At 73.0% G+C, this 24,902-nt stretch carries 30 protein-coding genes; 20 read left to right on the forward strand and 10 right to left on the reverse strand.

The genetic code is table 11. The features are described from left to right. The 3 genes from ABD317_RS13375 to ABD317_RS13385 form a co-directional block, all read left to right on the forward strand. Positions 1-577, forward strand: a 577-nt coding sequence (locus ABD317_RS13375) for a magnetosome magnetite crystal formation protein family (RefSeq protein ID WP_344290141.1), incomplete at its 5' end; no start/stop codon positions are given. A gap of 37 nt (positions 578-614) precedes the next feature. Next, positions 615-866 carry a type II toxin-antitoxin system prevent-host-death family antitoxin gene (locus ABD317_RS13380; RefSeq protein ID WP_027756703.1) on the forward strand — a complete coding sequence of 84 codons (252 nt, stop codon included), beginning with the start codon at positions 615-617 and terminating at the stop codon, positions 864-866. After that, entirely contained in the window at positions 863-1,114 is a 252-nt protein-coding gene (locus ABD317_RS13385; protein WP_344290143.1) for a type II toxin-antitoxin system RelE family toxin, read from the forward strand. Before ABD317_RS13380 ends, ABD317_RS13385 begins: the two co-directional genes overlap by 4 nt. 12 nt (positions 1,115-1,126) lie before the next feature. Here the strand turns inward: ABD317_RS13385 and mqnP are convergent, their stop codons facing one another. After that, positions 1,127-2,047, reverse strand: coding sequence for a menaquinone biosynthesis prenyltransferase MqnP (gene mqnP / locus ABD317_RS13390; protein ID WP_344290145.1), 921 nt, complete (start codon positions 2,045-2,047; stop codon positions 1,127-1,129). Then, entirely contained in the window at positions 2,044-3,489 is a 1,446-nt protein-coding gene (locus ABD317_RS13395; protein ID WP_344290147.1) for a menaquinone biosynthesis decarboxylase, read from the reverse strand. Before ABD317_RS13395 ends, mqnP begins: the two co-directional genes overlap by 4 nt. Positions 3,490-3,690: 201 nt before the next feature. On the opposite strand from ABD317_RS13395, the gene ABD317_RS13400 reads away from it, so the two are divergent. The 6 genes from ABD317_RS13400 (at position 3,691) to ABD317_RS13425 (ending at position 8,557) form a co-directional block, all read left to right on the forward strand. Next, the gene (locus tag ABD317_RS13400; RefSeq protein ID WP_344290149.1) at positions 3,691-4,149 is read left to right on the forward strand and encodes a PLD nuclease N-terminal domain-containing protein; all 459 of its coding nucleotides are present in this window, start codon (positions 3,691-3,693) and stop codon (positions 4,147-4,149) included. A 69-nt stretch (positions 4,150-4,218) separates the two neighbouring features. Further along, positions 4,219-4,581 carry a PLD nuclease N-terminal domain-containing protein gene (locus ABD317_RS13405; RefSeq protein WP_344290151.1) on the forward strand — a complete coding sequence of 121 codons (363 nt, stop codon included), beginning with the start codon at positions 4,219-4,221 and terminating at the stop codon, positions 4,579-4,581. Positions 4,582-4,856: 275 nt separating this feature from the next. Next, positions 4,857-6,080 carry an NAD(P)/FAD-dependent oxidoreductase gene (locus tag ABD317_RS13410; RefSeq protein ID WP_344290153.1) on the forward strand — a complete coding sequence of 408 codons (1,224 nt, stop codon included), beginning with the start codon at positions 4,857-4,859 and terminating at the stop codon, positions 6,078-6,080. A 40-nt stretch (positions 6,081-6,120) separates the two neighbouring features. After that, complete coding sequence (locus tag ABD317_RS13415; RefSeq protein WP_344290155.1) at positions 6,121-7,167, forward strand: RNA polymerase sigma-70 factor; 1,047 nt, start codon at positions 6,121-6,123, stop codon at positions 7,165-7,167. Positions 7,168-7,333: 166 nt separating this feature from the next. After that, entirely contained in the window at positions 7,334-8,095 is a 762-nt protein-coding gene (locus ABD317_RS13420) for an alternative oxidase (protein ID WP_344290157.1), read from the forward strand. 117 nt (positions 8,096-8,212) lie between these two features. Continuing rightward, on the forward strand, positions 8,213-8,557 hold the full coding sequence (locus tag ABD317_RS13425) for a hypothetical protein (protein ID WP_344290159.1): 345 nt from the start codon (positions 8,213-8,215) through the stop codon (positions 8,555-8,557). A 33-nt stretch (positions 8,558-8,590) separates the two neighbouring features. On the opposite strand, the gene ABD317_RS13430 is transcribed toward ABD317_RS13425, so the two are convergent. From ABD317_RS13430 to ABD317_RS13460, 7 genes are all read right to left on the reverse strand, one after another. Then, positions 8,591-9,388 carry a DUF5995 family protein gene (locus ABD317_RS13430; protein WP_344290160.1) on the reverse strand — a complete coding sequence of 266 codons (798 nt, stop codon included), beginning with the start codon at positions 9,386-9,388 and terminating at the stop codon, positions 8,591-8,593. A 204-nt stretch (positions 9,389-9,592) separates the two neighbouring features. Continuing rightward, positions 9,593-9,781: a hypothetical protein gene (locus ABD317_RS13435; protein WP_037783955.1), complete on the reverse strand. Its 189-nt coding sequence runs from the start codon at positions 9,779-9,781 to the stop codon at positions 9,593-9,595. Positions 9,782-9,786: 5 nt separating this feature from the next. Beyond that, positions 9,787-10,368: a DUF5994 family protein gene (locus ABD317_RS13440; protein ID WP_425582357.1), complete on the reverse strand. Its 582-nt coding sequence runs from the start codon at positions 10,366-10,368 to the stop codon at positions 9,787-9,789. A 179-nt stretch (positions 10,369-10,547) separates the two neighbouring features. Beyond that, complete coding sequence (locus ABD317_RS13445) at positions 10,548-10,838, reverse strand: hypothetical protein (RefSeq protein ID WP_425582358.1); 291 nt, start codon at positions 10,836-10,838, stop codon at positions 10,548-10,550. A 153-nt stretch (positions 10,839-10,991) separates the two neighbouring features. Further along, positions 10,992-11,291 carry a hypothetical protein gene (locus tag ABD317_RS13450; RefSeq protein ID WP_344290162.1) on the reverse strand — a complete coding sequence of 100 codons (300 nt, stop codon included), beginning with the start codon at positions 11,289-11,291 and terminating at the stop codon, positions 10,992-10,994. Positions 11,292-11,745: 454 nt separating this feature from the next. Further along, a complete protein-coding gene (locus ABD317_RS13455; protein WP_344290164.1) occupies positions 11,746-12,795 on the reverse strand; it encodes a fatty acid desaturase family protein in 1,050 nt (349 codons plus the stop codon). A 131-nt stretch (positions 12,796-12,926) separates the two neighbouring features. Then, positions 12,927-13,469 carry a hypothetical protein gene (locus ABD317_RS13460; RefSeq protein WP_344290166.1) on the reverse strand — a complete coding sequence of 181 codons (543 nt, stop codon included), beginning with the start codon at positions 13,467-13,469 and terminating at the stop codon, positions 12,927-12,929. A gap of 374 nt (positions 13,470-13,843) precedes the next feature. Here ABD317_RS13460 and ABD317_RS13465 point away from each other — a divergent pair, with 374 nt between their 5' ends. Together ABD317_RS13465 and ABD317_RS13470 are read left to right on the forward strand one after the other, a co-directional pair. After that, entirely contained in the window at positions 13,844-14,047 is a 204-nt protein-coding gene (locus ABD317_RS13465) for a cold shock domain-containing protein (protein ID WP_027756017.1), read from the forward strand. A gap of 191 nt (positions 14,048-14,238) precedes the next feature. Beyond that, positions 14,239-15,675, forward strand: coding sequence for a DEAD/DEAH box helicase (locus ABD317_RS13470; protein ID WP_344290168.1), 1,437 nt, complete (start codon positions 14,239-14,241; stop codon positions 15,673-15,675). Positions 15,676-15,839: 164 nt separating this feature from the next. Here the strand turns inward: ABD317_RS13470 and ABD317_RS13475 are convergent, their stop codons facing one another. Next, a complete protein-coding gene (locus tag ABD317_RS13475; protein WP_199789050.1) occupies positions 15,840-16,400 on the reverse strand; it encodes a hypothetical protein in 561 nt (186 codons plus the stop codon). A gap of 126 nt (positions 16,401-16,526) precedes the next feature. Between ABD317_RS13475 and hemL the strand changes: the two genes are divergently transcribed. From hemL to ABD317_RS13520, 9 genes are all read left to right on the forward strand, one after another. Next, positions 16,527-17,879 carry a glutamate-1-semialdehyde 2,1-aminomutase gene (gene hemL / locus ABD317_RS13480; protein ID WP_344290171.1) on the forward strand — a complete coding sequence of 451 codons (1,353 nt, stop codon included), beginning with the start codon at positions 16,527-16,529 and terminating at the stop codon, positions 17,877-17,879. A gap of 21 nt (positions 17,880-17,900) precedes the next feature. Then, on the forward strand, positions 17,901-18,611 hold the full coding sequence (locus ABD317_RS13485; protein ID WP_344290173.1) for a histidine phosphatase family protein: 711 nt from the start codon (positions 17,901-17,903) through the stop codon (positions 18,609-18,611). A gap of 151 nt (positions 18,612-18,762) precedes the next feature. Then, positions 18,763-19,362, forward strand: a complete 600-nt coding sequence (locus ABD317_RS13490; protein ID WP_344290175.1) for a TlpA family protein disulfide reductase — start codon at positions 18,763-18,765, stop codon at positions 19,360-19,362. Positions 19,363-19,376: 14 nt separating this feature from the next. After that, complete coding sequence (locus tag ABD317_RS13495; protein ID WP_344290177.1) at positions 19,377-20,132, forward strand: cytochrome c biogenesis CcdA family protein; 756 nt, start codon at positions 19,377-19,379, stop codon at positions 20,130-20,132. Between the two features lie 3 nt (positions 20,133-20,135). Continuing rightward, positions 20,136-22,013, forward strand: coding sequence for a cytochrome c biogenesis protein ResB (gene resB / locus ABD317_RS13500; RefSeq protein ID WP_344290179.1), 1,878 nt, complete (start codon positions 20,136-20,138; stop codon positions 22,011-22,013). Further along, positions 22,010-23,107, forward strand: coding sequence for a c-type cytochrome biogenesis protein CcsB (gene ccsB, locus ABD317_RS13505; protein WP_344290180.1), 1,098 nt, complete (start codon positions 22,010-22,012; stop codon positions 23,105-23,107). Before resB ends, ccsB begins: the two co-directional genes overlap by 4 nt. Before the next feature lie 82 nt (positions 23,108-23,189). Then, positions 23,190-23,549 (forward strand): cupin domain-containing protein, encoded by a 360-nt coding sequence (locus ABD317_RS13510; protein ID WP_344290182.1) that lies wholly within the window; start codon positions 23,190-23,192, stop codon positions 23,547-23,549. A 6-nt stretch (positions 23,550-23,555) separates the two neighbouring features. Then, positions 23,556-23,852 carry a hypothetical protein gene (locus ABD317_RS13515; protein WP_344290184.1) on the forward strand — a complete coding sequence of 99 codons (297 nt, stop codon included), beginning with the start codon at positions 23,556-23,558 and terminating at the stop codon, positions 23,850-23,852. Between the two features lie 46 nt (positions 23,853-23,898). Then, complete coding sequence (locus ABD317_RS13520) at positions 23,899-24,690, forward strand: phytanoyl-CoA dioxygenase family protein (protein WP_344290186.1); 792 nt, start codon at positions 23,899-23,901, stop codon at positions 24,688-24,690. The last annotated feature ends 212 nt before the right edge of the window (positions 24,691-24,902 follow it).

Raw genomic sequence — 24,902 nt, forward strand, 5'->3', positions numbered from 1 at the left:
GCCCCCGCCCGGCCAGCCGCCCCACGCGCCGCCGCCGGGCGCCCCCGGCCCTTACGCACCGCAGGCCGGGCCCGGCCCGTACGCCCCGCCCGCCGGCGCCCCCGTGCCGTACCCGCCCGCGGCCCCCGGCGCCCCGTACCCGCCGCAGCTCTACCCGCAGGGCCCGCCCGGGAAGCCGCCGCCCGACTCGGCGATGTGGGCGCACCTGTCCGCGCTGCTCATCTTCGTCGCCGGCACCGGCGCCTGCTGCGTCGGCTTCCTGCTCTCCTGGATCGGGCCGCTGAACATCCGCGGCAAGGCCAAGGACCCCTTCGTCCGCCACCACGGCACCGAGGGCCTGAACTGGGGCATCACCCAGGTTGTCGCGTCCGTGGCCTTCGGCGCGCTGCTGGCCGGGAGCATCTACATGGCGGAGGAGCAGGGCTGGCCGGAGTGGGTGCCGGCGGTGCCGATGACCGCCTGGGGGCTGTATCTGGTGACGTCCCTGGCGTTCGCGATCGTCGGCTGCAGGCGGGCGAAGAACGGCGTGCTGTGGTCGTACCCGCGCCCCCTGGCGCTCCCGTTCTCCAGGCCCTGAGCCGAGGCACGAGAGTCATGTTCTGTACAGTTGATGCATGACCGAAACGCTGCCCATCGCGCAAGCGCGCAGCCAGTTCGGCGCGCTCGTCCGCCGTGCCGCTCTCGGCCGGGAGCGCACCGTCATCACCGACCACGGCGAACCCGCCGCCATGATCGTCGCCATAGCGGACATCGAGGACCTCGAAGACGCCCTCGCCGTCGCACAGTACGAGGCCCGCAAGGCCCGCGGCGAGGACACCTACGTGTCGCACGACGAGGCGCGCAGGCGGCTGGGATTCGACACGTGAGCCACGAGGTCGTCTGGGAGACCGACGCCCTGAACGCCGCCGCAGGCTTCCTCGACGACGACCCCGCCGGACTACGGGCACTCTTCGACGCCGTCGACGCGCTCGCCACGGAGCAGCGCCCGAAGAACTCCACGCCCTGGGGCAGCGACAAACGTCGCCTTCGGGTCGGCCGCTACCGGGCGATCTACCGGATCGACGACGGAAGAGTCACCGTGTTCGTGCTCCACCTCGGCCGTACGGCGGGGTGACCGCCGCGGCGGTCACACGCCCAGGTCCCGTACGAACAGGTCCGCCGCCGCGCAGCAGAAGAGGACGATCCCGATCACGCCGTTCAGCGTGAAGAACGCCCGGTTCAGCCGGCTCAGGTCGCCCGGGCGCACGATGCTGTGCTCGTACGCGAACACCCCCGCCACCACCGCGAGCCCGACCCAGAACAGCGCACCCGCGTCCGTCGCCAGCGCGTACCAGACGAACAGCGCCATCGTCACGACGTGCGCCGCCCGCGCCCCGTACAGCGCTCCGGCGACGCCGAAGCGGGCCGGGACCGAGCGGATGCCCTCGGCGCGGTCGCTGTCGACGTCCTGGCAGGCGTAGATCAGGTCGAAGCCGCCGATCCACACGCCCACCGCCAGCCCGAGCAGCACCGCGTCCCACGACCACTCCCCCGTGACCGCCAGCCACGCGCCGATCGGCCCGATCGCCTGGGCGAGCCCGAGGATCGCGTGCGGGTACGTCGTGAACCGCTTGCCGTACGGGTAGACCACCATCGGCACCGCCGCCACCGGCGCCAGCATCAGGCACAGCGGGTTCAGCAGGGCGGCGGCGCCGAGGAAGACCGCGAGGGCGATCAGCGCGCCCCGCCACGCCGAGCGCACCGAGACCGCGCCGGTGACCAGTTCGCGGTGCGCGGTGCGGGGGTTGCGGCCGTCGATCTCGCGGTCGATGATCCGGTTGGCGGCCATCGCGAACGTGCGCAGCGCCACCATCGCGACGGTCACGAGGAGCAGCGTCCCCCACGCGATCCCGCCGTCGCCGTCGAGCAGCATGGCGGTCAGCGCGGCGATGTACGCGAACGGCAGCGCGAAGACCGAGTGCTCGATCATCACCAGCCGCAGAAACGCCCGCACCCCGCTGCCGGCCGGGGCCGGCCCCGGCCCCACGACACGGCCGGCGGCCGTCATAGGCCGTACTCCCGCCACCGCGCGTCGACCTTCGCCGCCGTGTCCGGGTCGGAGACGACCATCTCCGGCCAGCCGCGCGTGTAGCCCTCCTCGGGGAGCTTCGCGGTGGCGTCGATGCCGGCCTTGCCGCCCCAGAACTGCTGGTACGAGGCGTGGTCGAGGTGATCGACCGGGCCCTCGACGACGGACAGGTCGCGGGTGTAGTCGGTGTTGCCCAGCGCCCGCCAGGCGACCTCGTGCAGGTTGTGCACGTCGCAGTCGGCGTCGACCACGATGATCAGCTTGGTCAGCGACATCATGTGCGCGCCCCAGATCGCGGACATCACCTTCTGCGCGTGCTTCGGGTACTTCTTGTCGATCGAGACGATCGCGCAGTTGTGGAAGCCGCCCGCCTCGGGCAGGTGGTAGTCCACGATGTCCGGCACGATCACCTTCAGCAGCGGCAGGAAGAACCGCTCGGTGGCCCGCCCCAGCGGGCCGTCCTCGGTCGGCGGGCGGCCGACGACGATCGACTGCAGGAGCGGGCGGCGGCGCATCGTCACCGCGTCGATCGTCAGGGCCGGGAACATCTCCTGCGGGGTGTAGAAGCCGGTGTGGTCGCCGAACGGGCCCTCGGGCAGCTCCCTGCCGGGCTCCAGCCAGCCTTCGAGCACCACCTCGGCGTGCGCGGGGACCTGGAGCGGCACGGTCTTGCAGTCGACCATCTCGACGCGCTTGCCGCCGATGAAGCCGGCGAGCATGTACTCGTCCATGTCGCCGGGCAGCGGCGCGCTCGCCGCGTAGGTCACGGCCGGCGGGCAGCCGAAGGCGATGGCGACGGGCAGCTTCTCGCCGCGCCGGGCGGCGACCTGGTAGTGGTTGCGGCTGTCCTTGTGGATCTGCCAGTGCATGCCGATGGTGCGGCGGTCGTGGCGCTGCAGCCGGTAGAGGCCGAGGTTGCGGACGCCGGTCTCGGGGTCCTTGGTGTGGGTGAGGCCGAGGTTGTAGAAGGACCCGCCGTCCTGCGGCCAGGTGAAGAGCGCGGGGATCGTGTCGAGGTCGACGTCGTCGCCCTGGCGGACGACCTCCTGCACGGGCCCGTCCTTGGCCTTGCGCGGCGGCACGTGCGCCATCGAGCCGAGCTTGCCGAACGCCTCGCGTACGCCCGTGAAGCCCTGCGGCAGCTCCGGCTTGAGCAGCCCGCCGATGCGCTCGCCGATCTCGGCGTACGAGTCGAGGCCGAGGGCCTTGAGGAGCCGGCGGTCGGTGCCGTAGACGTTCATGGCGAGCGGCATCGCGGAGCCCTTGACGTTCTCGAAGAGCAGCGCGGGGCCGCCGGACTTGTTCACCCGGTCGGTGATCTCGCCGACTTCGAGGTACGGATCGACCTCGGCCTTGATGCGCTTGAGGTCGCCGTCGCGCTCCAGGGCCCGCAGCAGCGAGCGGAGATCGTCGTAAGCCATGCGCCCCAGTATCCGCCAGGCGCCGTGCGCGATCCGCGAAGGGGTGCGGGACGGGGTGTGGGACCGGGTGTGGGCGGCGCGGCGGCGGTGTCGCCGCTACGGATTACCCTGGACGCACCGCGGTGTCCGTACGAGAACCGCACCGCACCCCGGCGCGGGGACGCCGCACTGCCGCACCCACCGCACGTCGAAGGGCCCCACATGCTCAGGTATCTGCCGTTTCTCCTGGTCCTGGCGGTGTGGATCTATGCGTTCATCGACTGCCTGAACACCCCGGAGAAGGAAGTACGGAACCTGCCCAAGCTGGTGTGGGTGGCGATCATCGTGCTCTTCGGCTCGGTGCTCTTCGGCCCGCTGGCGTGGCTCGTCGGCGGCCGGCCGCGCGGTCGGCCCGTGATCGCCGGCGGCGAGGCCGCGGCGGCCGGCGGCGTCGGCGACGGGCGCCGTGCGGGACGCGGCCGGTGGGTGGCGCCGGACGACAACCCGGACTTCCTCCGCTCGCTGGGGGAGGACCGGCCGAAGGAGGAGCCGCCGAAGAACGAGGAGCCGGACGAGAAGCGGGACGCGAAGCCGGACGGGAAGCAGGACGCGGACCGCGAACCCGAGCGGGACGAGGAAGGCCCCGAGGGGCGCCAAGGACCCGACGAAGACCGGCGCTGAGACGCTAGCCTGACGCGGAGACGCAGTGGGGCCGCAGCGCAGCCCCGCGACAATCAGGGGGTTTGCCGCGTGCTCCTGCTGTTCTTCCTCTTCCTCGCCGTGGTGATATACGCGCTGATCGACTGCGCCGTCACGAAGAAGGAGGACGCCAAGCACCTTCCCAAGGTCGCCTGGATCGTGCTCATCGTCCTGTTCCCGCTGCTGGGCTCGGTCGGCTGGCTGCTTGCGGGCCGGAACCGCCGCCGCCCTGCCGCCCCGGGCGGGGAAGGCGGCCCCGTGCGGCGCTCGACGTGGGTGGCGCCGGACGACAACCCGGACTTCCTGAAGAAGCTGGGCGACGAGAACGCGAAGAGCGCCGGGGGCGACGGCGGCGCGGACGGCGACGACGAGGGCAGGGGCGAGGGCAGGGGGGACGGCGGCCCGCGCCGGTAGTCCCGGCGGACCACAGCCCGCGGGCGCGGGGCCCGTACGCGAGCGGGGTCTCCCGGGCCGCTTCGTCCGCCCGGGTCTCCTGAGGCCCGTACGCCGCCCGCGGACGTCCCGTACGCACCGCACCCCCGCCGTCGCCGCGCCCCGCCCGCACGCACGCCTCCCGCGTGACGCGGCTCACGTCCCCGCCCGTCACGTACCGCCCCGGTCGTCTGTCCCATGGTCGCTCCCGCACTCCCGCGGGGCCGCAGAGCGCGCCGACCACCGGAGGCACCGAGATGACCACCACCACCCACCCCCGCGGCCACCGCATCGTCATCGTGGGCGCCGGCTACGCCGGCATGTTCGCCGCCGTCCGCACCGCCCACCGCACCCGCCGCCTCGGCACCCGGATCACGCTCGTGAACCCCTCGCCGCGGTTCACCGAGCGACTGCGCATGCACCAGGTCGCCACCGGCCAGCAGCTCGCCGACCACCGCATCGCGGACCTGCTCGCGGGCACGGGCGTCGCGTTCGTGCAGGGCCGCGCCGTGGCCATCGACACGCAGGCCCGGCGGGTGACGGTCGAGCGGACGGCACCGGGCGCGGGCGACGACGACCCGGCGGCGCGGGGGCCCGAGGCCGTTCCGTACGACACCCTCGTCTACGCCCTCGGCAGCAGCACCGACGCCACCCGCGTCCCCGGCGCCGACGTGCACGCCGTCACCCTCAACGACCCGCGCACCGCCCACGAGTTCGGCACCCGCCTGCCCGCCCTGGCCGCCGCCGGGGGCCGGGTCACCGTCGTCGGCGGCGGCCTGACCGGCGTCGAGGCCGCAGCCGAACTCGCCGAGAGCCACCCCGGGCTGCGGGTCACCCTCCTCAGCCGCGGCGTGCCCGGCTCGATGATGGGCACCCGGGCGCGCGCGTACCTGGACCGCACGCTGGCGCGCCTCGGCGTGACCGTACGCGCCGGGGTCGAGGTCACGAACGTGCTGCCCGACGCTGTCGAACTGGCCGGCGCCGAACCCGTTCCGTCCGACCTGACGCTGTGGACGACCGGCGTGCGGGTGTCGGATCTCGCGGCCCGCTCCGGGATCGAGACGGACGCCCGCGGGCTGGTCGTCGTGGACGACCGGCTGCGGTCGGTGTCGCACCCGGAGGTGTACGCGATCGGCGACGCGGCTGCCGTACGGCAGCCGTGGGGGCAGGTGCACGGCACGTGCCAGAGCGGGCTGCCCACGGCCCAGCACGTCGCGGACGCCCTCGCGCGGACGCTGCGCGGGCGGGCGGTGCGGCGGTTCCGGTACGGGTACTTCCACCAGCCGGTGAGCCTGGGGCGGCGGGACGCGGTGATCCAGTTCACGTACGCGGACGACACGCCCCGGCGGACGTACCTGCGGGGGCGGTGGGCGGTGCGCTACAAGGCGCTGGTGAGCGCCAGCCCGGTGGTGATCTACCGGCTGAGCAGGCGGATGAACGTCACCGCGGTGCTGTCGCGGGGCGGTCGGGCGACGCGGTGAGGTTCTTGCCGGGGCGGCCGGGGGCGGGGAGCATGGGCGGATGGCCGACGGGGAGCGGGAGCCGGAGGAGGCGCGCGGGGCGGAAGCGGCGCGCGGGGCAGCGGAGATTACGCGCAAGGCGGAACCGGAAGACGCGCGTGGTGCGGCAGACGCGCGCGCCGCGTACGACGCGCCCGCGCCCGGGGAACCGCCGCCCCCGCCCGCGGAACCGCCCGCCGACGACCCCTTCGCCGCCCACCGCCGGCTCCTCTTCGGCACCGCGTACCGCCTCCTCGGCAGCGTCGCCGACACCGAGGACGTACTCCAGGACGCCTGGCTGGCCTGGCACCAGGCCGACCGCGCCGCCGTCCGCAACCCCCGCGCGTACCTCGTCCGCACCGTCACCAACCTCTCCCTCAACCGCCTCACCTCCGCCCGCGCCACCCGCGAGCGCTACGTCGGCCCCTGGCTCCCCGAGCCGCTGCTCACCTCGCCGGACGTCGCCGACGACGCCGAGCTGACGGAGACCGTCTCGACGGCCATGCTCGTGGTGCTGGAGACCCTGTCGCCCGTCGAGCGCGCGGTGTTCGTGCTCCGCGAGGCGTTCGGCTTCTCGCACGCCGAGATCGCCGGGTTCCTCGACCGCCCCGAGCCGACCGTCCGGCAGATCGCGCACCGCGCGCGCAAGCACGTCGACGCCCGCCGCCCCCGCTTCGACGCCGACGCCGACCGCCGCGCCCAGGTCACCACCCGCTTCATGGCCGCCGCCGCGGGCGGCGACCTGAACGCGGTCATGGAGCTGCTCGCCCCCGACGTCATCGCCTGGAGCGACGGCGGCGGCGTGGTCAGCGCGGCCCGCCGCCCGCTGCACGGCCCGGACCACGTGGGCCGCTGGGTGCTCGGCGTGCTGCGGAAGCCCGTCTCGGCGGGCGTACGGCTGCGCGCCGCGACGATCAACGGCGAGCCCGGCATCCTCATCGTCCAGGGCGGCACGGTCATCGGGTCGATGTCGTACGACCTGGCCGGCGGCCTCGTCCGGCACCTGCACATCCAGCTGAACCCCGCAAAGCTCCGCGGCCTGCAGTCCGCCCCTACGCCCGAAGGATGACCGGACCGCCGCGCGGGCGCCGGCGGGAGCACGGGCGGGGCGCCGGGTGTCGCCCCGTGTCGTACGGAAACGGCATCTCGCCGGCCGACGCGCGAGGGGCGTGAGTCCGCGGATCATCGAGGCATTCGACGATCCGCACGACGACCGCGAGCGAACGGGACACACCATGCCGACGACCACCGCCGTCAAGCCCGCCACCCGCCCCGCCCCGGCCGCCTCGGCCGCGCCGGCCGCCCCGGCCGCCCACGGCGGCCCGCCCAAGCTGACCGCCGCCGAACTGCACGCCGCCCAGCGCGAGACGCTGGCGGCACCGCGGCTGCGCTACGGGCTGCTGGCCCGGGCGCTGTTCAAGCAGATGGACCTCGTCTACGGACGCGAGCGCACGCTGGTGAAGTTCGCGATGCTGGAGTTCATCGCCCGCGTCCCGTACCAGGCGTGGGAGCGCATGGGCTACCACGCGCTCTCCCGCGTCCGGCACCGCTCCGCGCTCGCCAAGCGCGTGCACGAGCGGATCGAGGAGACCCGCGAGGAGCAGGACAACGAGCAGTGGCACCTGCTGATCCTGCAGGACCTGATCCAGCGGAACGGGCAGCGGCAGTCGTTCGTGCTGCACCGGCTGGCACCGTGGGTCGTGGCCTTCTTCTACTACCACGTGTCCTGGGTGCTGTTCCTCGTCAAGCCGGAGTGGAGCTACCGCCTCAACGCCGACTTCGAGGACCACGCGGAGCACGAGTACATGGCCTACGTGGCCGACCACCCGGAGCTGGCGCAGGAGCCGGACCCCGGGACGTACGCCGACGAGTACGGGCGCTACGCCTCGGTGGCGGACCTGCTCCGCCAGATCGGCCACGACGAGCGCGTCCACAAGCTGGACAGCCTCGCCCACATGCGCGCCCCGCGCTTCCAGGACGCCCCGCCGGCGGCGTAGCCGCCGCGGCGGCCCCCGCGCCCGCCGCCCGGGCCGGGGGCCGCCGTCGGTACCCGGGCGCGGGCTACCGTCGAAGGTGCCCCCTGACGGGGGGGCGCGACGACGGGAGTGAGCGCGATGAGCGATCTTGCCTGGGTACCGCAGTCCTGCACGCTGCCCACCGCGGAGCAGCCCCTGCGGGTCGCCGAGTGGGACGCGCTGTTCGCGGAGCGGGCGGCCTCGGTGACCCGGCCGCGGCCGCTCCGGCTGCGGCTCGGGCTGACGGGCGGGCCGGGGGTCGAGGAGCGGGTCCGGGAGCTGGCGGAGCTGGAGGGCGGCTGCTGCTCGTTCTTCACCTTCGCCGTCAGCGGCGAAGGTGCGGGCGACGGGCGGCGGCTCTGGCTGGACATCGACGTCGACCAGGCGCACGAGGCGGTCCTCGACGCCCTGGCCGCCCGGATCGCCGCCGCGGCCCTCCGGTGAGCGGGCGACCGCACGGCGGCCCCTCGACCCGGACTACGGGGACTGACGCGCGGCCGCGCCGTGCTCGCGCTCCATGGCCCCGTCGAGGTGGGCGATGACGGCGGGCACGTCGTCGCTCTCGGTGCCGCGGATCAGCTGCAGCGCCGGCCGGACGAGCCCGCCCGGGCGGGCGATCAGCCGGGCGAGCACCTCGGCGCGGACGTCGAGCCGTTCAAGGGTGGCCGCGCGCTCCTCTTCGTTCTGGCCGGCGAGCAGGACGGCGTTGTGCCACGCCTCCTCGCGGGACTGGCGCACGCTGAAGTCGAGGATCCGCTCGTCCGTACGGGCGCCGACCGCGTCCAGCAGCGACAGGAGCGGCGAGACGGCGCCGACCGCGTCCTCCACCTTCAGCACGACCCCCGCGAGGATGTCGTTGATCAGGAGGAAGTCGCGCCGGAGCGACCGGATGTCCGCGCCCGGCGAGGTCCGCGCGGCCGCGAGGGCGAGGTCGAGGTTGATGTGCGCGTTCACTCCGAGGACCAGGTGCTGGACGATGACGGTGTCGTCGTCCAGCAGCCCGAACGCCGTGCGCCAGCAGCGCGGCCCGCTCCGGTCGCGGCGCCAGGCGTCGTACGCCTCGAAGTAGCGGTTGCCGAAGAGCGTGTCGAAGCGGTCCATGCGGGCGCCGTCGTCGAACCGCCCCTCGTGGATGGCCGTACGGACCTCCACGGTCACCTGCCGGTACAGCGCCGCGAAGTACCCGGCCCGGTCCCCGTCGCGGACGGCGTCCCGCACGATCCCGGCCAGCCCGTCCACGACCTCGTCGATGTTTTCCGCGTTCCCCACCGCCATGCTCGCTCCCGCTGCCGCTCCGGTCCCGTCGCCCCTGTCCTACCACCGCGCACCGGGGAGGGGGCCCGGCCGCACCGGGCGGGTTGCCCGCACCGCCCGGTCCGTACCCCGGCCGCCGCCGGACGGAGCGCGCTCGCCGCCGTACGGGAAACCAACGCAGCAGGCCGGCACGTCCTCCCCCGCCACCGGCCCGCCGCGCCACGCCTACCTTCGCCCGGGCAGCGGCCCCTTGGGCGTGGCCCGCCGGGGCTTGCCGCCGTCCTTCCGGCGGCGGGAGGGCGTGTAGTAGTGGTTGGCGAGGCGTTCCTCCCGCTGGGAGTTGAGCAGGTGGAGGATGAGCGCGCCCAGCGCGATCGCGCCGAGGATGATGAGGATGGTGACAAGGGTCTCCACGACGTTCACTCCTTCTCTGTGCGGGCCCGCCGGGCGGTCGGGCCCGGCGGGTGCGCCGTACGCGGGGACGCGGTACGTCCGCCTTCGGAGTCCCAGACCGCCTGCTGCGCCGTGTCGGCCTCGGTTGACCGCGGGTGGTCCGCGGCTGCCTGCATCAGCCGGCTCGCGGTCTGCACCCGCGCGGGATGGACGGCGGCGGCCATCAGCCAGGCGGCGGTCTCCGGTGCGGTCTCGGGCGGGATGACCAGCAGGTCCCAGCGGCCGGCGCCGTAGGAGCGCAGGAGCATGCTGTGGGGGTCCAGTTCGGCGGTGAACCAGCCCACCTTGACCACGTGTCCGCTGACCGGGAGCCTGCGCGGCATCACCGGCCAGTAAGTGGAGTTCACCGCGAGGCGGACGATCCGCCCCCACAGCGGGTCCAGGAGGGCGACCAGGGCGGGCAGCTCGGCGGCCAGGTCGCGGGAGCGGGGCCACCAGGCGCCGTCCAGCGCCGTCGGCGTGGTGCCGGCGGGGGTGAGCGACAGCCGCGTAGGCGACGGGGTGCGCCGGTCTTCGGTTGCGGATGGGGAGAGAGTGGTCGTGATCATGGTGCTGCCGACCTCGCTCCGGGCGGGCTGCGCCGCGGCCCGGGCTTGTGTGCACCGAAAACGGCGCAGGCACGGAAGTCTGCGCACGAACTGCCTTCGGTACCCTCAGTCTACTCCTCGGCCGCAGATCACCACGGGCAGCGAAGGCGATGCGACCGCACCGCTGACGGACGTGTGTCCTACAGTTCGTCCGAGTGCGGGTGCCTGGTGACGCGGCGCGGCCGGGGCGGGCCGGGCGGGTCGGGGGCGAGGGTGGTGTCCACGGTGAAGTGGAGCCGGGTGCCGCCGTGTGCTTCTGCCGTGGGATAGCTGCGCTGCTCGGTGGCGGCGAAGCGGTCGCGGAGCACCTCTGCGATCTCCCGTGCCGTCTCGGGGGATCCGGCGATGATGCGAATGTCCGCCATGCCGGGGCCCGGCTGTGAGGTGGTCTGGTGTGCGTTTACGTCGGAGTCGGAGTCGTTGTCGTTCATGCGGTGCCCCTTCGTGCGGACCGCCGGACGGCGTCACGGGGCGGGTGCCGTCGGACCATGCGCACCGTCGCGGGCGGTCAGGCGGTCGCCGACAGGGTCGATCAAAATCGACAAAAGGCGTACTTTTCTCGTTTCATTCTATCCCGGAAGGGTTCAGAGTTCGTCGGCGTGCGGGTGGCCGGTGACGAGGCGGAGACGGGACGGTCCGACCGCCTCGGGGACGTGGACGGTGTCGATCGTGAGGTGGAGCCGAGTGCCCTGGCCGTCGTCTCCTGCGGGGTAGCTGCGTTGTTCGTCGGCCGCGAAGCGCAGGCGGAGCACCTCGGCGATCTGGCGAGCCGTTTCGGGGCCGGCCGCGACGATGCGGACCTCCGCGAAGCCCGGTGCGGGCAGCGACCGCGGCCGTGCGGCCGGCGGCACCGCCGCGTGGCCGTCGCCGGTCTCCGCGGTCATCGCGTGCCCGCCCCGCGGTGCCGGGCGCATCTGCGTGCCCGGCTGCTCGGGCGGCGCCTGCCGCGACCGCCGTCCCGGTGGTCGCGCCGTACGCGGTGGTCGACGTGGTCGCCCACCTCGGGGCGGGGGCCCGGGCCCGCCACCGCGGGCCGGCCCGGACGTCGCACCGGCTTGCGGGGGATGCCGGGCAGCCGGGCGGCGCCCGGTGCCACCGCGCCCTCTTCCGCCGGCTGGAGCCACGCGGGCGTCGGCGGGGTGGGACTGGCAGCCCATGCAGGGCCGCGGGGAACGGACATGGCCGTCATGAGGCAGGACCCATCTCGGGCGGCGGTCACGCCGGCCCGGAGTATCCGTGCGCCGGGAACGGAGCCGACCATGAAGTCGGCACGCGAAGAGCCCTCGGTGTTCACCACCCTACTCCGCCGCGCCCCGGCGGCCCGGCCGCGACGGCACATCAGGCCGCCCGGGCCGCGCCGCGTAGCGGGGCACCGGCCTCGTGCAGGCTGCGCAGCGCCTGCTTGTACGAGGTGAACAGCCCCGTCTCCGCGTAGGACACACCCAGTTCCCGGCAGTGGCGCCGGACGATGGCCTGCGCCTTCGCCAGATGCGGGCTGGGCATGCTCGGGAAGAGGTGGTGCTCGATCTGGTAGTTCAGCCCGCCCAGCGCCAGGTCGAGGAACCGGCCGCCGCGCACGTTGCGCGAGGTGAGCACCTGGCGGCGCAGGAAGTCCGGGAGATCGCGGCCGGACAGCGTCGGCATGCCCTTGTGGTTGGGGGCGAAGACGGAGCCGAGGTAGAGGCCGAACAGGCCCTGGTGGACGGCGAGGAAGGCGAGCGCCATGCCGGGCGGCAGGACCAGGAACAGCACCGCCAGGTACCCCGCGAGGTGCGCGAACAGCAGCGTGCCCTCCAGCGTTCGGTGTTTGACCTGGCGGCCCGCCAGCGCACGCACGCCGGCGACGTGCAGGTTGATGCCCTCAAGGGTGAGCAGCGGGAAGAACAGCGCGGCCTGCCAGCGGCCGAGCAGGCGGGGCAGCCCCCGGGCGGCCCGCGCCTGCTCGGGCGTCCAGACCAGGATGTCGGGGGAGAGGTCGGGGTCGCGCTCCTCGTGATTGGGGTTGGCGTGGTGGCGGGTGTGCTTGTCCTGCCACCATTCGTAGCCCATGCCGATGGCGGCGCCGGCGATCCGGCCGGACGTCTCGCTGGCCCGGCGCAGCCGGAACACCTGGCGGTGTGCCACGTCGTGGGCGACCAGGGCGACCTGGCCGAAGACCACGGCGAGTGCGGCGGCCACCGCCAGCGTCCACCAACTGGCGCCGACGAACCCGAAGACGGTCCAGGCGGCGGCGTAGCACGCGGCCACGGCCGCGATGCGGACCGCGTAGTAGCCGGGGCGGCGGGACATCAGGCCGGCGTCGGAGATCTTCTTCGACAGCCGGGCGAAGTCACTGCCGGACTCGTTCGGCGGCCGGGCACGGGCTGCGGGGGCGGGGGATGCGGTCATGGTGAATGCGTCCTTTCTTCGGCGTTACGTAGGTGGGTACCCGCCGGTCGTCCCGCGGGACGGCGGCGAGGCGGACCGGGAGGACACCCGGGGGTGGGAACTCCTCCCTCCCGGCGGTTGTCGCACCCGCGTCACAGGGCGATGTGCTCGCGGATCCTGCCCCGTACCATCGGTCTGCGGTCCCCGAGGGCCAGGGGAAGGGTGGGCAGGCTGCGGGCCAGGTCGGCGGAGGTCAGCGGGGGCCCGAGCGGCAGGACGACCCTGCCGCGGGCGTCCTCGTACCACGGCCCGTCCCGGACTTCCCGGACCCGGACGACGCGGCCGTCGACGACGTAGACGACGGCGCGAAGTAACGCCCGCTTGTCGCGGGCGACGGTGAAGCCCGTCCGGTCGGCGTCCAGTTGGGCCCGGCTGTCCTCGCCGTGACCCGTCTCGCCGTACCGCCGTCCCCCGGGCCCGGCCTTCGCGGTGCGGCCGCCGCGATAGACGACCATCACCACGCCTGCGGCGCGTTCACGCGCCCGAACGGTCTTGGGGTCCAGGCCCAGCAGGGTCGCTGCCTGGCTGACTCCACCGGCCTTCGCGACGATCGCGCGGATCACCGCGGCGTACTCGGCGCAGAGCGCCCGCTGCCGGGATTCGATTGTGCGCAGCCGATCGAGAAGATCGCGCATGCCAGTCCTTCATGGTATGGGCCGGAGGCCCTTACGCCCCATTGGACGTATTTTCCGCGCCGATGTCAAAGAGCCGGAGATCACCGGAGGCCGGGAGCGGGCCGCGAAACGCCCCGGGCGCCACCGGGGGAGCCGTCCTGGATCACCGGCCGTCCGACCCCTGTGACCTGCGATACCGGAATCGCGGGCCGCACGTGCTAGGCTAGGCGGCAGTTGCAGTTGTGGTTCCCATGTACTTTGTGTGCGCCTGCTGGCTTTGAGCTTCAGGCGCATTTCTGTTTCTCCGGTGCTTTCCGGACCGGGTAATCATCGCGGCGACGCGGGATCGCGCACCGTGCGGATCTCCGGTACTGCCACCAGAAGGAGAAAAAGACATGGCCACAGGCACCGTGAAGTGGTTCAACAGTGAAAAGGGCTTCGGCTTCATCGCCCAGGACGACGGCGGCGCCGACGTCTTTGCCCACCACTCCAACATCAACGCTCAGGGTTTCCGTGAGCTGGCCGAGGGCCAGCGGGTGGAGTTCGACGCCGTACAGGGCCAGAAGGGTCTGCAGGCGGAGAACATCACCCTCGTCTGACGCCTGATCCGAGGACGTGGCGCAAGTCACGAGCACGGGCTTGCGCCGCATGGCGCGGGCCCGTGCCCGGCGGCCGGTGCGCTCTGCGCACCGCGCCGCCGATCGCCCATTCCCCGGCCCGTTCCTGCGGCTTCCGTGCGGCTCCGCTCCGCCGGGATCTCCTCGACACGCGCCGTGACGAGGAGGTTTTCGTGAACCGCAGGACACCCCGTGCCCACAACGACCCGGTCCGCCGCCGTTCGCGTGGTCAGACCCCGCGCCGGTCCGGCCGCGGGAAACCCGCCGCCGTGCAGGGTGAGTTCGCACTGCCGGCGAACACCACGCCCGCGCTGCCCCCGGCCGCGTCGTTCGCCGACCTGGACATGCCGTCCGCACTGCTGACGACGCTGCGGCAGCAGGGCGTGAGCGTCCCGTTCCCCATCCAGGCGGCCACCCTCCCCGACTCGCTGGCCGGCCGGGACGTCCTCGGCCGCGGCCGCACCGGCTCGGGCAAGACCCTGGCCTTCGGCCTGGCCCTGCTGGCCCGTACCGCCGGCCGGCGCGCCACCCCCCGCTACCCGCTCGCGCTCGTCCTGGTACCCACCCGCGAACTGGCCCAGCAGGTCACCGAGGCCCTCTCCCCCTACGCCCGGGCGGCACAGCTGCGGCTCGCCACGGTGGTCGGCGGCATGTCCCCGGCCCGGCAGGCCGCCGCGCTGCGCGACGGCGCCGAGGTGGTCGTGGCCACCCCGGGACGGCTGCGGGATCTGATCGACCGCGGGGACTGCCGCCTGGACCAGGTGCGCATCACCGTCCTGGACGAAGCCGACCAGATGGCCGACATGGGCTTCCTGCCCCAGGTCACCGCGCTGCTGCGGCAGGTGCGGGCAGACGGCCAGCGGATGCTGTTCTCGGCCACGCTGGACCGCAACGTCGACCGGCTGGTACGGGGCTTCCTCACCGACCCGGTCGTCCACTCGGTCGACCCGTCGGCCGCGACGGTGACGACCATGGAGCACCACGTGCTGCACGTCGCGGACGACGACAAGCGGACGGCCGCCACCCACATCGCCGCCCGCGACGGCCGGGTGCTGCTGTTCCTGCACACCAAGCGCGCGGCCGACCGGCTGACCCGGCACCTGCTGGCCAACGGGATACGGGCCGCGGCGCTGCACGGCGGCAAGTCCCAGTCCCAGCGCAACCGCACCCTGGAGCGGTTCAAGCGCGGCGACGTCACCGCGCTGGTCGCCACCAACGTCGCCGCCCGCGGCATCCACGTCGACGACCTCGACCTGGTCGTCAACGTCGACCCGCCCGCCGACCACAAGGACTACCTCCACCGCAGCGGCCGCACCGCCCGCGCGGGCGGGTCCGGCAGCGTGGTGACCCTCGTCCTGCCCGACCAGCACCGCGAGATGACCCGCCTGATCACCACGGCCGGCATCACCGCACGCACCACCCGCATCCGGCCCGGCGACCCGGAACTGGCCCGCATCACCGGCGCCCGCACCCCCGCCGGCACCCCGGTCACCCCCACCACGACCGCCACGACGCCCGCCGGCCCCAAGACCCCGGGAGCCCGCGGCACCCGCCGCCACAACCGCACCCGCCTCCCGGAGAAGACAGCACCACGCAAAGCAGCGGCCTAGCACCACACCGCCCGGCCTCCCCTCTGAGACAGGAGGCCGGGCGCCAGCACAACGTCCGAACCCCGCACCGCTGCCACGCGGCGAAGCCGCCGCCATCGACTTCCCTCGCCGACGATGTGCGCCGACGGCCAAGACTCACCGCATCGGCGAGACCACTCCGACCGTCAGGGCCACACCAGGCAGTACGGCTGGTGCCCCGCCTCGTTGAGCCGCTCCGCGAACTCCTGCCACTCGTGGAGCATCCGGTAGACGTCGAAGGCGTCTCGGGGGCCGCCGCGGTCGGGGACCGTGGACCAGATGAACGCGGCGGCGCCGACCTCTTCCTCGCCGATGCCGCGGAGGGGGTCGACGACCGTCATGGGGAGGCGGACCACCGCGTAGTCGGGGTGGAGGACGACCAGCTCCAGGGGCGGGACCTTGTGGAGCGGTATGCCCTCGATGCCGGTGAGGACCATCGCGGACATCGTCTCGGGCTTCACCTTGGCGAAGAGGCCGCCCTGGCCCAGCTCGTCGCCGCCCAGTTCCTCCGGGCGCATAGAGATGGGCACCCGGGCCGCCGTGGCGCCGTCGGGCGCGCCGAAGTACTTGTACGTCACGCCGCCGGACCGGCTGTCGTTCCTGTTCACGCCCTCGCCGCCGTGGTTCACCCGGCGATGGCGTCCCGACCTGGCGCGCCGGGGCCCTCGGTCATCGGTGCCCTCGCCCAGTTCGCCACCGCGATGCATATCTCCACCCGACTGCTTTCAGATGTGCACTGCCCCCGCCGCGCAACCCGATCATCGTCTCAGCTACCTCCCCAGCAGCGGGCCGGCGAAACACCCCGGCGCGGGTCGCCTTGCAACTCTGAGACCATGGCTTGCGTGACTTATCCGTACCAGGCTCCAGTCTCGCAGAAGCTCTTCGACCGTGCGGCCGCCGTGACACCGGGCGGCGTGAACTCTCCGGTGCGCGCCTTCCGCGCCGTGGGCGGTACGCCCCGGTTCATGGTGTCGGGGAAGGGTCCGTACCTGACGGACGCCGACGGCCGCGCGTACGTCGATCTCGTGTGTTCGTGGGGGCCGATGATCCTCGGCCACGCGCACCCCGAGGTGACCGCCGCGGTGCAGGAGGCCGTCGCGCGCGGTACGTCGTTCGGCACTCCGGGGGCCGGTGAGGTGGCGCTCGCGGAGGAGATCGTTTCCCGGGTTACCCCCGCTGAGCAGGTACGACTCGTTTCTTCCGGCACCGAGGCGACGATGTCGGCGATCCGGCTGGCGCGCGGGTTCACGGGCCGGGCGAAGGTCGTGAAGTTCGCCGGGTGCTACCACGGACACGTCGACGCGCTGCTCGCCGCGGCCGGTTCCGGGGTCGCCACCCTGGGGCTGCCGGACACCCCGGGGGTCACCGGGGCACAGGCCGGCGAGACCCTCGTACTGCCGTATAACGATTTGGCAGCTGTCCGCGCGGCGTTCGAAGAGCACCCCGGTGAGATCGCCTGCGTGATCACCGAGGCGTCCCCCGGGAACATGGGTGCGGTGCCGCCGCTGCCCGGCTTCAACCAGGGGCTGAAGGACCTGTGCGCCGAGCACGGCGCGCTGTACGTGTCGGACGAGGTGATGACCGGCTTCCGCACCTCCCGGGCCGGCTGGTACGGGGTCGACGGCGTGACGCCGGACCTCATGACCTTCGGCAAGGTCATGGGCGGCGGCTTCCCCGCGGCCGCGTTCGGCGGCCGGGCGGACGTCATGGGGCGGCTGGCGCCCGCCGGGCCCGTGTACCAGGCGGGCACGCTCTCCGGGAATCCCGTGGCCACCGCCGCCGGGCTCGCGCAGCTGCGGCTGCTGGACGACGCGGCGTACGAGACGCTGGACGACGTGTCGGGGCGGCTGCGGCAGCTCGTCACGGAGGCGCTGAGCAAGGAGGGCGTCGCGCACCGGGTGCAGACGGCGAGCACCATGTTCTCCGTCTTCTTCACCGACTCCGACGCCCCCGTCGTCGACTACGAGGGTGCGAAGGCGCAGCGTACGGAGCAGTTCACGGCGTTCTTCCACGCGATGCTCGCCGAGGGCGTCTACCTGCCGCCGTCCGCCTTCGAGTGCTGGTTCGTCTCGACGGCGATCGGCGACACGGAGATCGAGCGCATCGCCGCCGCGCTGCCGGCGGCCGCCCGGGCGGCGGCCCGCGCCGGGGGCGGGGCGGCGGGCCGGACAGCGGGCCGGGAGTAGGGACGGTCCAGAATGGCTGACATGCCCGGTAAAGATGAAGGGATTCTCACCGTCGTGCACGTGGTGCGCCACGGTGAGGTCCACAACCCCGACGGCGTCCTCTACGGCCGCAACCCCGGCTACCACCTCTCCGACCTGGGCCGGCAGATGGCCGAGCGGGTCGCCGAGCACCTCGCAGGACGGGACGTCCGGTACGTCGTCTCCTCCCCGCTGGAGCGCGCGCAGGAGACCGCCGCGCCCGTGGCGAAGGCGCACGGCCTGGACGTCATGACCGACGACCGGCTCATCGAGGCGGCCAACGCCTTCGAGGGACGGGCGTTCGGCGTCGGCGACGGCGCGCTGCGCAAGCCGGCGAACTGGAAGTACTTCACCAACCCCTTCCGCCCCTCCTGGGGCGAGCCGTACATCGAGCAGGTCGTACGGATGACGGGCGCGCTGCAGTCCGCGCGCGAGGCCGCCCGCGGCCACGAGGCCGTCTGCGTCAGCCATCAGCTGCCGATCTGGGTGCTGCGCAGCTTCGCCGAGGGCCGGCGGCTGTGGCACGACCCACGGTCGCGGCAGTGCACGCTGGCGTCGCTGACGACGTTCACGTTCGACGGCGACGACATCGTCTCCGTCGGCTACAGCGAGCCCGCCCGCGACCTGGTGCCGCCGCACCTGCTCGCGGGGGCGCAGCGCAAGTTCGGCCGCGGCGCCATCCGCGGTGCCGCCGCCAACGCCCCGCGGCGGTAGTAGCCGGCGGGGCAGGGGCGGGGGTGCCACGGGGCGGCCTCCTCCCGCCCGGCCCGTACGGCCCGGGCGGCTGACCGGCGCCCCCGCCGCGCCGCGCGGCGCTACAGGGGGGTGGGGAAGATCCCTCTCCGGCCCATGCGAAACTTTTCACATGATTTCTGCGAGGAGGCTCCACCGCCGGACCGTCGCGGCCGCCGCCGCGGTTGCGGCCGGCACGCTGGTGCTGACCGCGTGCGGCGAGGACGCGACGTCGTCCGGCGGCAACACCCAGTTCGTCAGCGGCACCGGCGAGCTGACCGTGGTCGACAAGGGCGACCGCCTCGCCGCACCCGACATCTCCGGCGAGACCACCCACGGCAAGCAGCTCTCGCTCGCCGACTACCGCGGCAAGGTCGTCGTCCTCAACGTCTGGGGCTCCTGGTGCGCCCCCTGCATCGCCGAGGCACCGAACCTGCGCAAGGTCTCCGAGGACACCGCCGACCAGGGCGTACAGTTCATCGGCATCAACACCCGCGACCTCAACCCGGCCAACGCGCGGGCGTTCGACCGCACCCACAGCATCAAGTACCCGAGCCTGTACGACCCGGACGGGAAGCTGATCCTGAAGTTCCCGAAGAACAGCCTCGCGCCCCAGGCCATCCCCTCCACGCTCATCCTCGACCGCGAGGGGAAGATCGCCGTACGGGCCCTCAAGCCGCTCTCCGAGAAGGAGCTGCGCAAGGCGCTCAACCCGGTCATCAAAGAGAAGTGAAGTGACGTAACACCATGGAACCGAACCAGACCGTGCTCACCGGGGCCCTGCTGCTGGCCCTGCCGGTGGCGGTCTTCGGTGGCCTGGTGTCCTTCTTCTCCCCCTGCGTGCTCCCGCTCGTCCCCGGCTACCTCAGCTACGTCACCGGGGTCAGCGGCACCGACCTGGAGAACGCCCGCCGCGGGCGCATGGCCGCGGGCGCCGCGCTCTTCGTCCTCGGCTTCACCGCGGTCTTCGTCTCCACCGGCGCGTTCTTCGGCGGCGTCGGCAACAACCTCCTCGCACACCGGGAGACGATCTCCAAGGTCGTCGGGGCGCTGACGATACTGCTCGGGCTGATGTTCATGGGCGTGCTGGGCCGCACGCTCGGCGGGCTGACGCAGCGGGAGTTCCGGATCCACAAGCGGCCCGCGGTGGGGCTGGCCGGGGCGCCGATGCTCGGCATGGTCTTCGGCATCGGCTGGACGCCGTGCATCGGGCCGACGCTGATCTCGGTGCTCGCGCTGTCCACGAACGAGGCGAGCGCCGGCCGCGGCGCGCTGCTGACGGTGGCGTACTGCCTGGGCCTGGGGCTGCCGTTCATCATCGCCGCCGTCGCCTTCCGCCGGGCGCTCGGGGCGTTCGCCTGGGTCAAGAAGCACTATGTGTGGGTCATGCGAACCGGCGGCGGGATGCTCGTCGTGACCGGCATCCTGCTGCTGACGGGCGCCTGGGACCGCATCATCAACGAGATGCAGATCTGGTCGTCGAACTTCACGGTGGAGGTCTGAGCCATGACGACGACCGACGAGCGCGAGCTGACGGCCGCGGCCTCCCAGCTGTCCACGGCGCCGGTCGAGGACGCGCCGCGGAGCCCGGAGCCGCACGGCGGCTCCTTCGGGCGGGAGCTGGTGACGTGGGCGCGCTGGTTCTGGCGCCAGCTGACGTCGATGCGGGTGGCACTGATACTGCTGTTCCTGCTGTCGCTCGGCGCCGTGCCCGGGTCGCTCATCCCGCAGAACTCGGTCGACGAGATCGCCGTCAACCAGTTCCGGGAGCGGCACGAGACGCTGGCCCCGATCTACGACCGGCTGCAGCTCTTCGACGTCTACAGCTCGGTGTGGTTCTCGGCGATCTACATCCTGCTGTTCGTCTCGCTGGCCGGCTGCATCATCCCGCGCTCCTGGCAGTTCGTCGGCCAGCTCCGCGCCCGCCCGCCGCGCGCCCCGCGCAACCTGACCCGGCTGCCCGCGTACACCACCTGGGAGACCGAGGCCGACCCGGCCGAGGTACGCGAGGCCGCCGAGCGGGTCTTCCGGCGGCGCCGCTTCCGCTACGCCGTGGCGCCGGCCGGCGACGGCGGCGGCGCGGTCTCCGCCGAGAAGGGCTACCTGCGCGAGGCCGGCAACCTGCTGTTCCACATCGCGCTCTTCGTCCTCCTCGTCGCCTTCGCCGCGGGGAACCTCTTCCGCGTCGAGGGCGGCAAGCTGATCGTCGAGGGCGGCGGCTTCGCCAACACCCTCACGCAGTACGACGACTTCCAGGACTCCGCGTTCGGCGCCGACCTCGACTCCTTCGGCTTCACGCTGGACGACTTCGAGGCGACGTTCGAGCAGAGCGGGCCGCAGCGTGGCACGGCGCGCGAGTTCTACGCCGACCTGACCTGGTGGGAAGGCGCCGACGGCGAGCAGCACAAGGAGCGAGTCGAGGTCAACCACCCGCTGCAGATCGACGACACCAAGGTCTTCCTCATCGGCCACGGCTACGCGCCCGTCGTCACGGTCCGCGACGGCCAGGGCGACGTGGCGTTCACCGGGCCGGTGCCGTTCCTGCCGCAGGACGGCAACCACACCTCCACGGGCGCGATCAAGGTCCCGGACTACCGGGACGAGAACGGCAAGAAGAACCAGCTGGCCTTCCAGGGCGTCTTCGCCCCGACCTTCGGCGGCTTCAACGAACTCGGCCGGCAGGACAGCATGGTGTCGCAGTTCCCCGGGCCGGAGTACCCCGCGCTGTTCCTCAACGCCTACCGCGGCAACCTCGGCCTGGACTCCGGCGTGCCGCAGAACGTGTACCAGCTCGACACCGAGGACCTGAAGCAGTTCAAGCAGAAGAACGGCGAGCCGCTGCGGCAGATGCTGCGGCCCGGCGACACGTTCACGCTGCCGAACGGGGCGGGGACGCTGACGTTCGAGCGCCTGGAGCGCTGGGCCAGCTTCCAGATCTCCCAGCAGCCCGGCAACTACTGGGCGCTGGCCGGCTCGATCGCCGCGATCGTCGGGCTGGCCGGCTCGCTGTTCATCCAGCGCCGGCGCGTGTGGCTGCGTACGGCGGCGGGGGCGGACGGCCGTACGGTCGTGGAGCTGGCGGGGCTGGGGCGCAGCGAGAGCGCGCGGCTGCCGGAGGAGTTGGCGGACCTGGCGGTGGAGCTGCAGACCAGCGGTGCCCCGGCGGCGGAGTCGGCGGAGTCCGGGGCTGCCGGGGGTGGGTCCGCGGCGGCCGGGGCGACGTCCGTAGAGTCCGTAGCGCCCGAACAGCCCGGGTCCGACGAGCCCGGGCCCGACAAGCCCGCCGCCGACGCGGCCGCGGCCGACGAGAACGAGTCCGAGTCAGAAGAACCCGACGAGCCCGAAGGGCCCGAAGCCAAGCCCGATGAAGGAGCGCGCGCGTGAACATCGCTGCCGCGACCAACCAGAACCTGGCGGACATCAGCAACGTCCTCATCTACTCGGCGATGGCCGTCTACGCCCTCGCCTTCTTCGCGCATGTCGGGGAGTGGGTCTTCGGCAGCCGCAGCCGCGTGGCCACGACCTCCGCCGCGCTCACCCCCGGGCAGGCGGCCGGCGCGGACGCGCCCGCCGTGACCGTCACGGTCAAGCAGCGCGGCGGCGGCACCGCCGTGCTGGAGCGGCCGAAGGTCGTCACCCGCACCCCCGGCGGCGGCCGGGAGGTACCCGACGGGCCGGGCGCCGCGGGCGGCGACGAGCAGGGAGACGTGTACGGCCGCGTCGCGGTCTCCCTCACGGTGCTGGCCTTCGTGCTGCACGCCGGCGGGGTGCTGACGCGCGCCCTGTCGGTGGAGCGGGCGCCGTGGGGCAACATGTACGAGTTCTCCACCACGTTCTCCATGGTGGCGGTCGCCTCGTACCTCGGCTTCCTGGTGGCCGGCAAGAACGTCCGCTGGATGGGCCTGCCACTCATCACCACGGTCCTGCTGGACCTGGGCCTGGCGGTGTCGGTGCTCTACACCGACAGCGACCAGCTGGTGCCCGCGCTCGACTCGTACTGGCTGTGGATCCACGTCTCACTCGCCATCGCCTGCGGCGCGCTGTTCTACCTCGGCGCGGTCGCGACGGTCCTCTACCTCTTCCGCGACCGCTACGAGGCGAAGCTCGCCGACCCGAGCGGCCCGCAGCCCGGCTCGTTCGCGCACTCGGTGCTCGCCCGGCTGCCCGCGGCGTCGTCGCTGGACAAGTTCGCGTACCGGGTGAACGCGGCGGTCTTCCCGTTCTGGACGTTCACGATCGTCGCGGGCGCGATCTGGGCGGAGAGCGCCTGGGGCCGCTACTGGGGCTGGGACCCCAAGGAGGTCTGGTCGTTCATCACCTGGGTCGCGTACGCCTGCTACCTGCACGCGCGCGCCACGGCCGGGTGGAAGGGCCGCAAGGCGGCGTACCTGGCGATCGCCGCGTTCCTGTGCTTCCTCTTCAACTACTACGGCGTCAACATCTTCGTCGACGGCCTGCACTCGTACTCCGGAACGTAGGAACGCCCGCGAACCTCCCTTTCTTGCCGCGCACCGCCCGGGCGGCGCACACTGGAAATGCGGTAGGAAGGGAGGTATCGCAATGCTGGAAGTAAAGACTGTCGAGAAGCCCGACGAGCGGCGCGATTTCCCGCGCGGTCACCTCGAAGCGGTGCACATGACCGGCCTCGACTTCGCGGTCGCCACGTTCGAGCCCGGCTGGCGCTGGTCGGAGTCGGTGAAACCCCTGGCGGGTACCGACAGCTGCCTGGTGCACCACAACGGATACGTCGTGCAGGGCCGCATGCACATCCGCATGGACGGCGGCCAGGAGTCCGAGGTGGGCCCCGGCGACGTCTTCGTGTGCCCGCCCGGACACGACGCCTGGGTCGTCGGGGACGAACAGGTCATCCTCTACGACTTCGCTGGCGGAATGGCGGAGGAGTACGCGAAGGAGGGCTGAGGAAAGATGGCGTTCGTTCAGCTCATCGAGTACGAGACCGACCGTGACGAAGCCGAGTTGAGCCGCGTCATGGACGAATGGATGCAGGCAACGGAAGGAAAACGCACGATGTCCCGGGAAATGCACACCCGGGACCGCGAGAACAACGGGCACTACGTGGACATCGTCGAATTCCCCTCGTATGAGCGGGCGATGGCCAACAGTGACCTGCCGGAGACCCAGCGTGCCGCCCGGCAGTTCCGGGAGCTGTGCAGCTCCGAGCCCCGGTTCGTCAACCTGGAAGTCGTCGAGGAACGCACCTGACTGCGCCTCTCTGGCCCGGGGCGGCTCCCGGGGTCATCCTGGGATTATGGTCACCTCCAACGGCTACGTCCTCGACGAGTCGCCCCGCCGCCTCGGCGAGCTGCGCCCGGTGCCGGACGCCGAGCGGGAGGACCGCGGGGCGCTGTGGGAGCGGCTGCGGCGGGACGGTTACCTGTGGCTGCGGGGGGCGCTCGACCCCGGTGCCGTACGGGAGTTCCGCCGCTTCTACTTCGCGCACGTCGACCCCGAACTGCCGCGCGGCGAGCAGCGCGCGGCGCTCTTCGGCCGGGTGGTGCCGGGCCCGGAGTACGCCGCGTTCTGCACGCAGCCGGCAGTGCGGGACTGGTACGCGTGGTTCCTCGGCGGCGAGACGTTCCTGCACCGGCGCAGGATCCTGCGCCACACCCGCCCCGGCGAGGCCGGCGTGGGCACGGCCACGCAGGCGCACTACGACCTCGTCTACCTCCGCGAGGGCACGGACCGGGTGCTCAGCTCGTGGATACCGCTCGGCGACTGCCCGGTGGAGCTGGGCGGTCTGGTGTACCTGGAGGGCAGCCACGTGCGCGTGCTCGCGGAGGAGGCGGCCGGCACGCTGAAGCGCCCGGCCGCCTCGCTCACCGCCGACCTGCCGGCGCTGGCGCGGGAGTACGACGCGCGGTGGCTCCTCGCCGACTACGCGGCCGGCGACATGGTCGTCCACTCGGCGCACATGGTGCACGCGTCGCTGGACAACACCGCGGCCGGGTACCGGCTGTCGACCGACATCCGCTACCAGCGCGCCGACGAGCCCATCGACTGGCGCTGGCAGGAGCACTGGCACGACCTCGACGGGCTCTGACCGGCCGGCGGCCCGCTCCCCGGCCGGCTACGGCTCCGGCCCCTAGGACTCCGGCCACACCTCCGGCGCTACGGCTCCGGCCACAGCTCCGGCGGCCCCGCCGCCACCGCCGCCGCCAGCCGCGGCACCGCCTCCGCCGCCGGAAGCGGCGCGGGGCGCCGACCGGAGTGAGGCGCACGTACGCTTCCGCGCCCGTGCCCGCGCGCCCGGCC

This window comes from Streptomyces synnematoformans (genome assembly GCF_039531005.1).
Taxonomy (GTDB): Bacteria; Actinomycetota; Actinomycetes; order Streptomycetales; family Streptomycetaceae; genus Streptomyces; species Streptomyces synnematoformans.

Bases quoted from the DNA above. Each gene is read 5' to 3' on its own strand.
- ABD317_RS13380 (WP_027756703.1), top strand. From the start codon at position 615: ATGACCGAAACGCTGCCCATCGCGCAAGCGCGCAGCCAGTTCGGCGCG.
- mqnP (WP_344290145.1), bottom strand. From the start codon at position 2,047: ATGACGGCCGCCGGCCGTGTCGTGGGGCCGGGGCCGGCCCCGGCCGGC.
- ABD317_RS13395 (WP_344290147.1), bottom strand. From the start codon at position 3,489: ATGGCTTACGACGATCTCCGCTCGCTGCTGCGGGCCCTGGAGCGCGAC.
- ABD317_RS13400 (WP_344290149.1), top strand. From the start codon at position 3,691: ATGCTCAGGTATCTGCCGTTTCTCCTGGTCCTGGCGGTGTGGATCTAT.
- ABD317_RS13410 (WP_344290153.1), top strand. From the start codon at position 4,857: ATGACCACCACCACCCACCCCCGCGGCCACCGCATCGTCATCGTGGGC.
- ABD317_RS13415 (WP_344290155.1), top strand. From the start codon at position 6,121: ATGGCCGACGGGGAGCGGGAGCCGGAGGAGGCGCGCGGGGCGGAAGCG.
- ABD317_RS13420 (WP_344290157.1), top strand. From the start codon at position 7,334: ATGCCGACGACCACCGCCGTCAAGCCCGCCACCCGCCCCGCCCCGGCC.
- ABD317_RS13425 (WP_344290159.1), top strand. From the start codon at position 8,213: ATGAGCGATCTTGCCTGGGTACCGCAGTCCTGCACGCTGCCCACCGCG.
- ABD317_RS13430 (WP_344290160.1), bottom strand. From the start codon at position 9,388: ATGGCGGTGGGGAACGCGGAAAACATCGACGAGGTCGTGGACGGGCTG.
- ABD317_RS13440 (WP_425582357.1), bottom strand. From the start codon at position 10,368: ATGATCACGACCACTCTCTCCCCATCCGCAACCGAAGACCGGCGCACC.
- ABD317_RS13445 (WP_425582358.1), bottom strand. From the start codon at position 10,838: ATGAACGACAACGACTCCGACTCCGACGTAAACGCACACCAGACCACC.
- ABD317_RS13450 (WP_344290162.1), bottom strand. From the start codon at position 11,291: ATGACCGCGGAGACCGGCGACGGCCACGCGGCGGTGCCGCCGGCCGCA.
- ABD317_RS13455 (WP_344290164.1), bottom strand. From the start codon at position 12,795: ATGACCGCATCCCCCGCCCCCGCAGCCCGTGCCCGGCCGCCGAACGAG.
- ABD317_RS13460 (WP_344290166.1), bottom strand. From the start codon at position 13,469: ATGCGCGATCTTCTCGATCGGCTGCGCACAATCGAATCCCGGCAGCGG.
- ABD317_RS13465 (WP_027756017.1), top strand. From the start codon at position 13,844: ATGGCCACAGGCACCGTGAAGTGGTTCAACAGTGAAAAGGGCTTCGGC.
- ABD317_RS13475 (WP_199789050.1), bottom strand. From the start codon at position 16,400: ATGCATCGCGGTGGCGAACTGGGCGAGGGCACCGATGACCGAGGGCCC.
- hemL (WP_344290171.1), top strand. From the start codon at position 16,527: ATGGCTTGCGTGACTTATCCGTACCAGGCTCCAGTCTCGCAGAAGCTC.
- ABD317_RS13485 (WP_344290173.1), top strand. From the start codon at position 17,901: ATGCCCGGTAAAGATGAAGGGATTCTCACCGTCGTGCACGTGGTGCGC.
- ABD317_RS13490 (WP_344290175.1), top strand. From the start codon at position 18,763: ATGATTTCTGCGAGGAGGCTCCACCGCCGGACCGTCGCGGCCGCCGCC.
- ABD317_RS13495 (WP_344290177.1), top strand. From the start codon at position 19,377: ATGGAACCGAACCAGACCGTGCTCACCGGGGCCCTGCTGCTGGCCCTG.
- resB (WP_344290179.1), top strand. From the start codon at position 20,136: ATGACGACGACCGACGAGCGCGAGCTGACGGCCGCGGCCTCCCAGCTG.
- ABD317_RS13510 (WP_344290182.1), top strand. From the start codon at position 23,190: ATGCTGGAAGTAAAGACTGTCGAGAAGCCCGACGAGCGGCGCGATTTC.
- ABD317_RS13515 (WP_344290184.1), top strand. From the start codon at position 23,556: ATGGCGTTCGTTCAGCTCATCGAGTACGAGACCGACCGTGACGAAGCC.
- ABD317_RS13520 (WP_344290186.1), top strand. From the start codon at position 23,899: ATGGTCACCTCCAACGGCTACGTCCTCGACGAGTCGCCCCGCCGCCTC.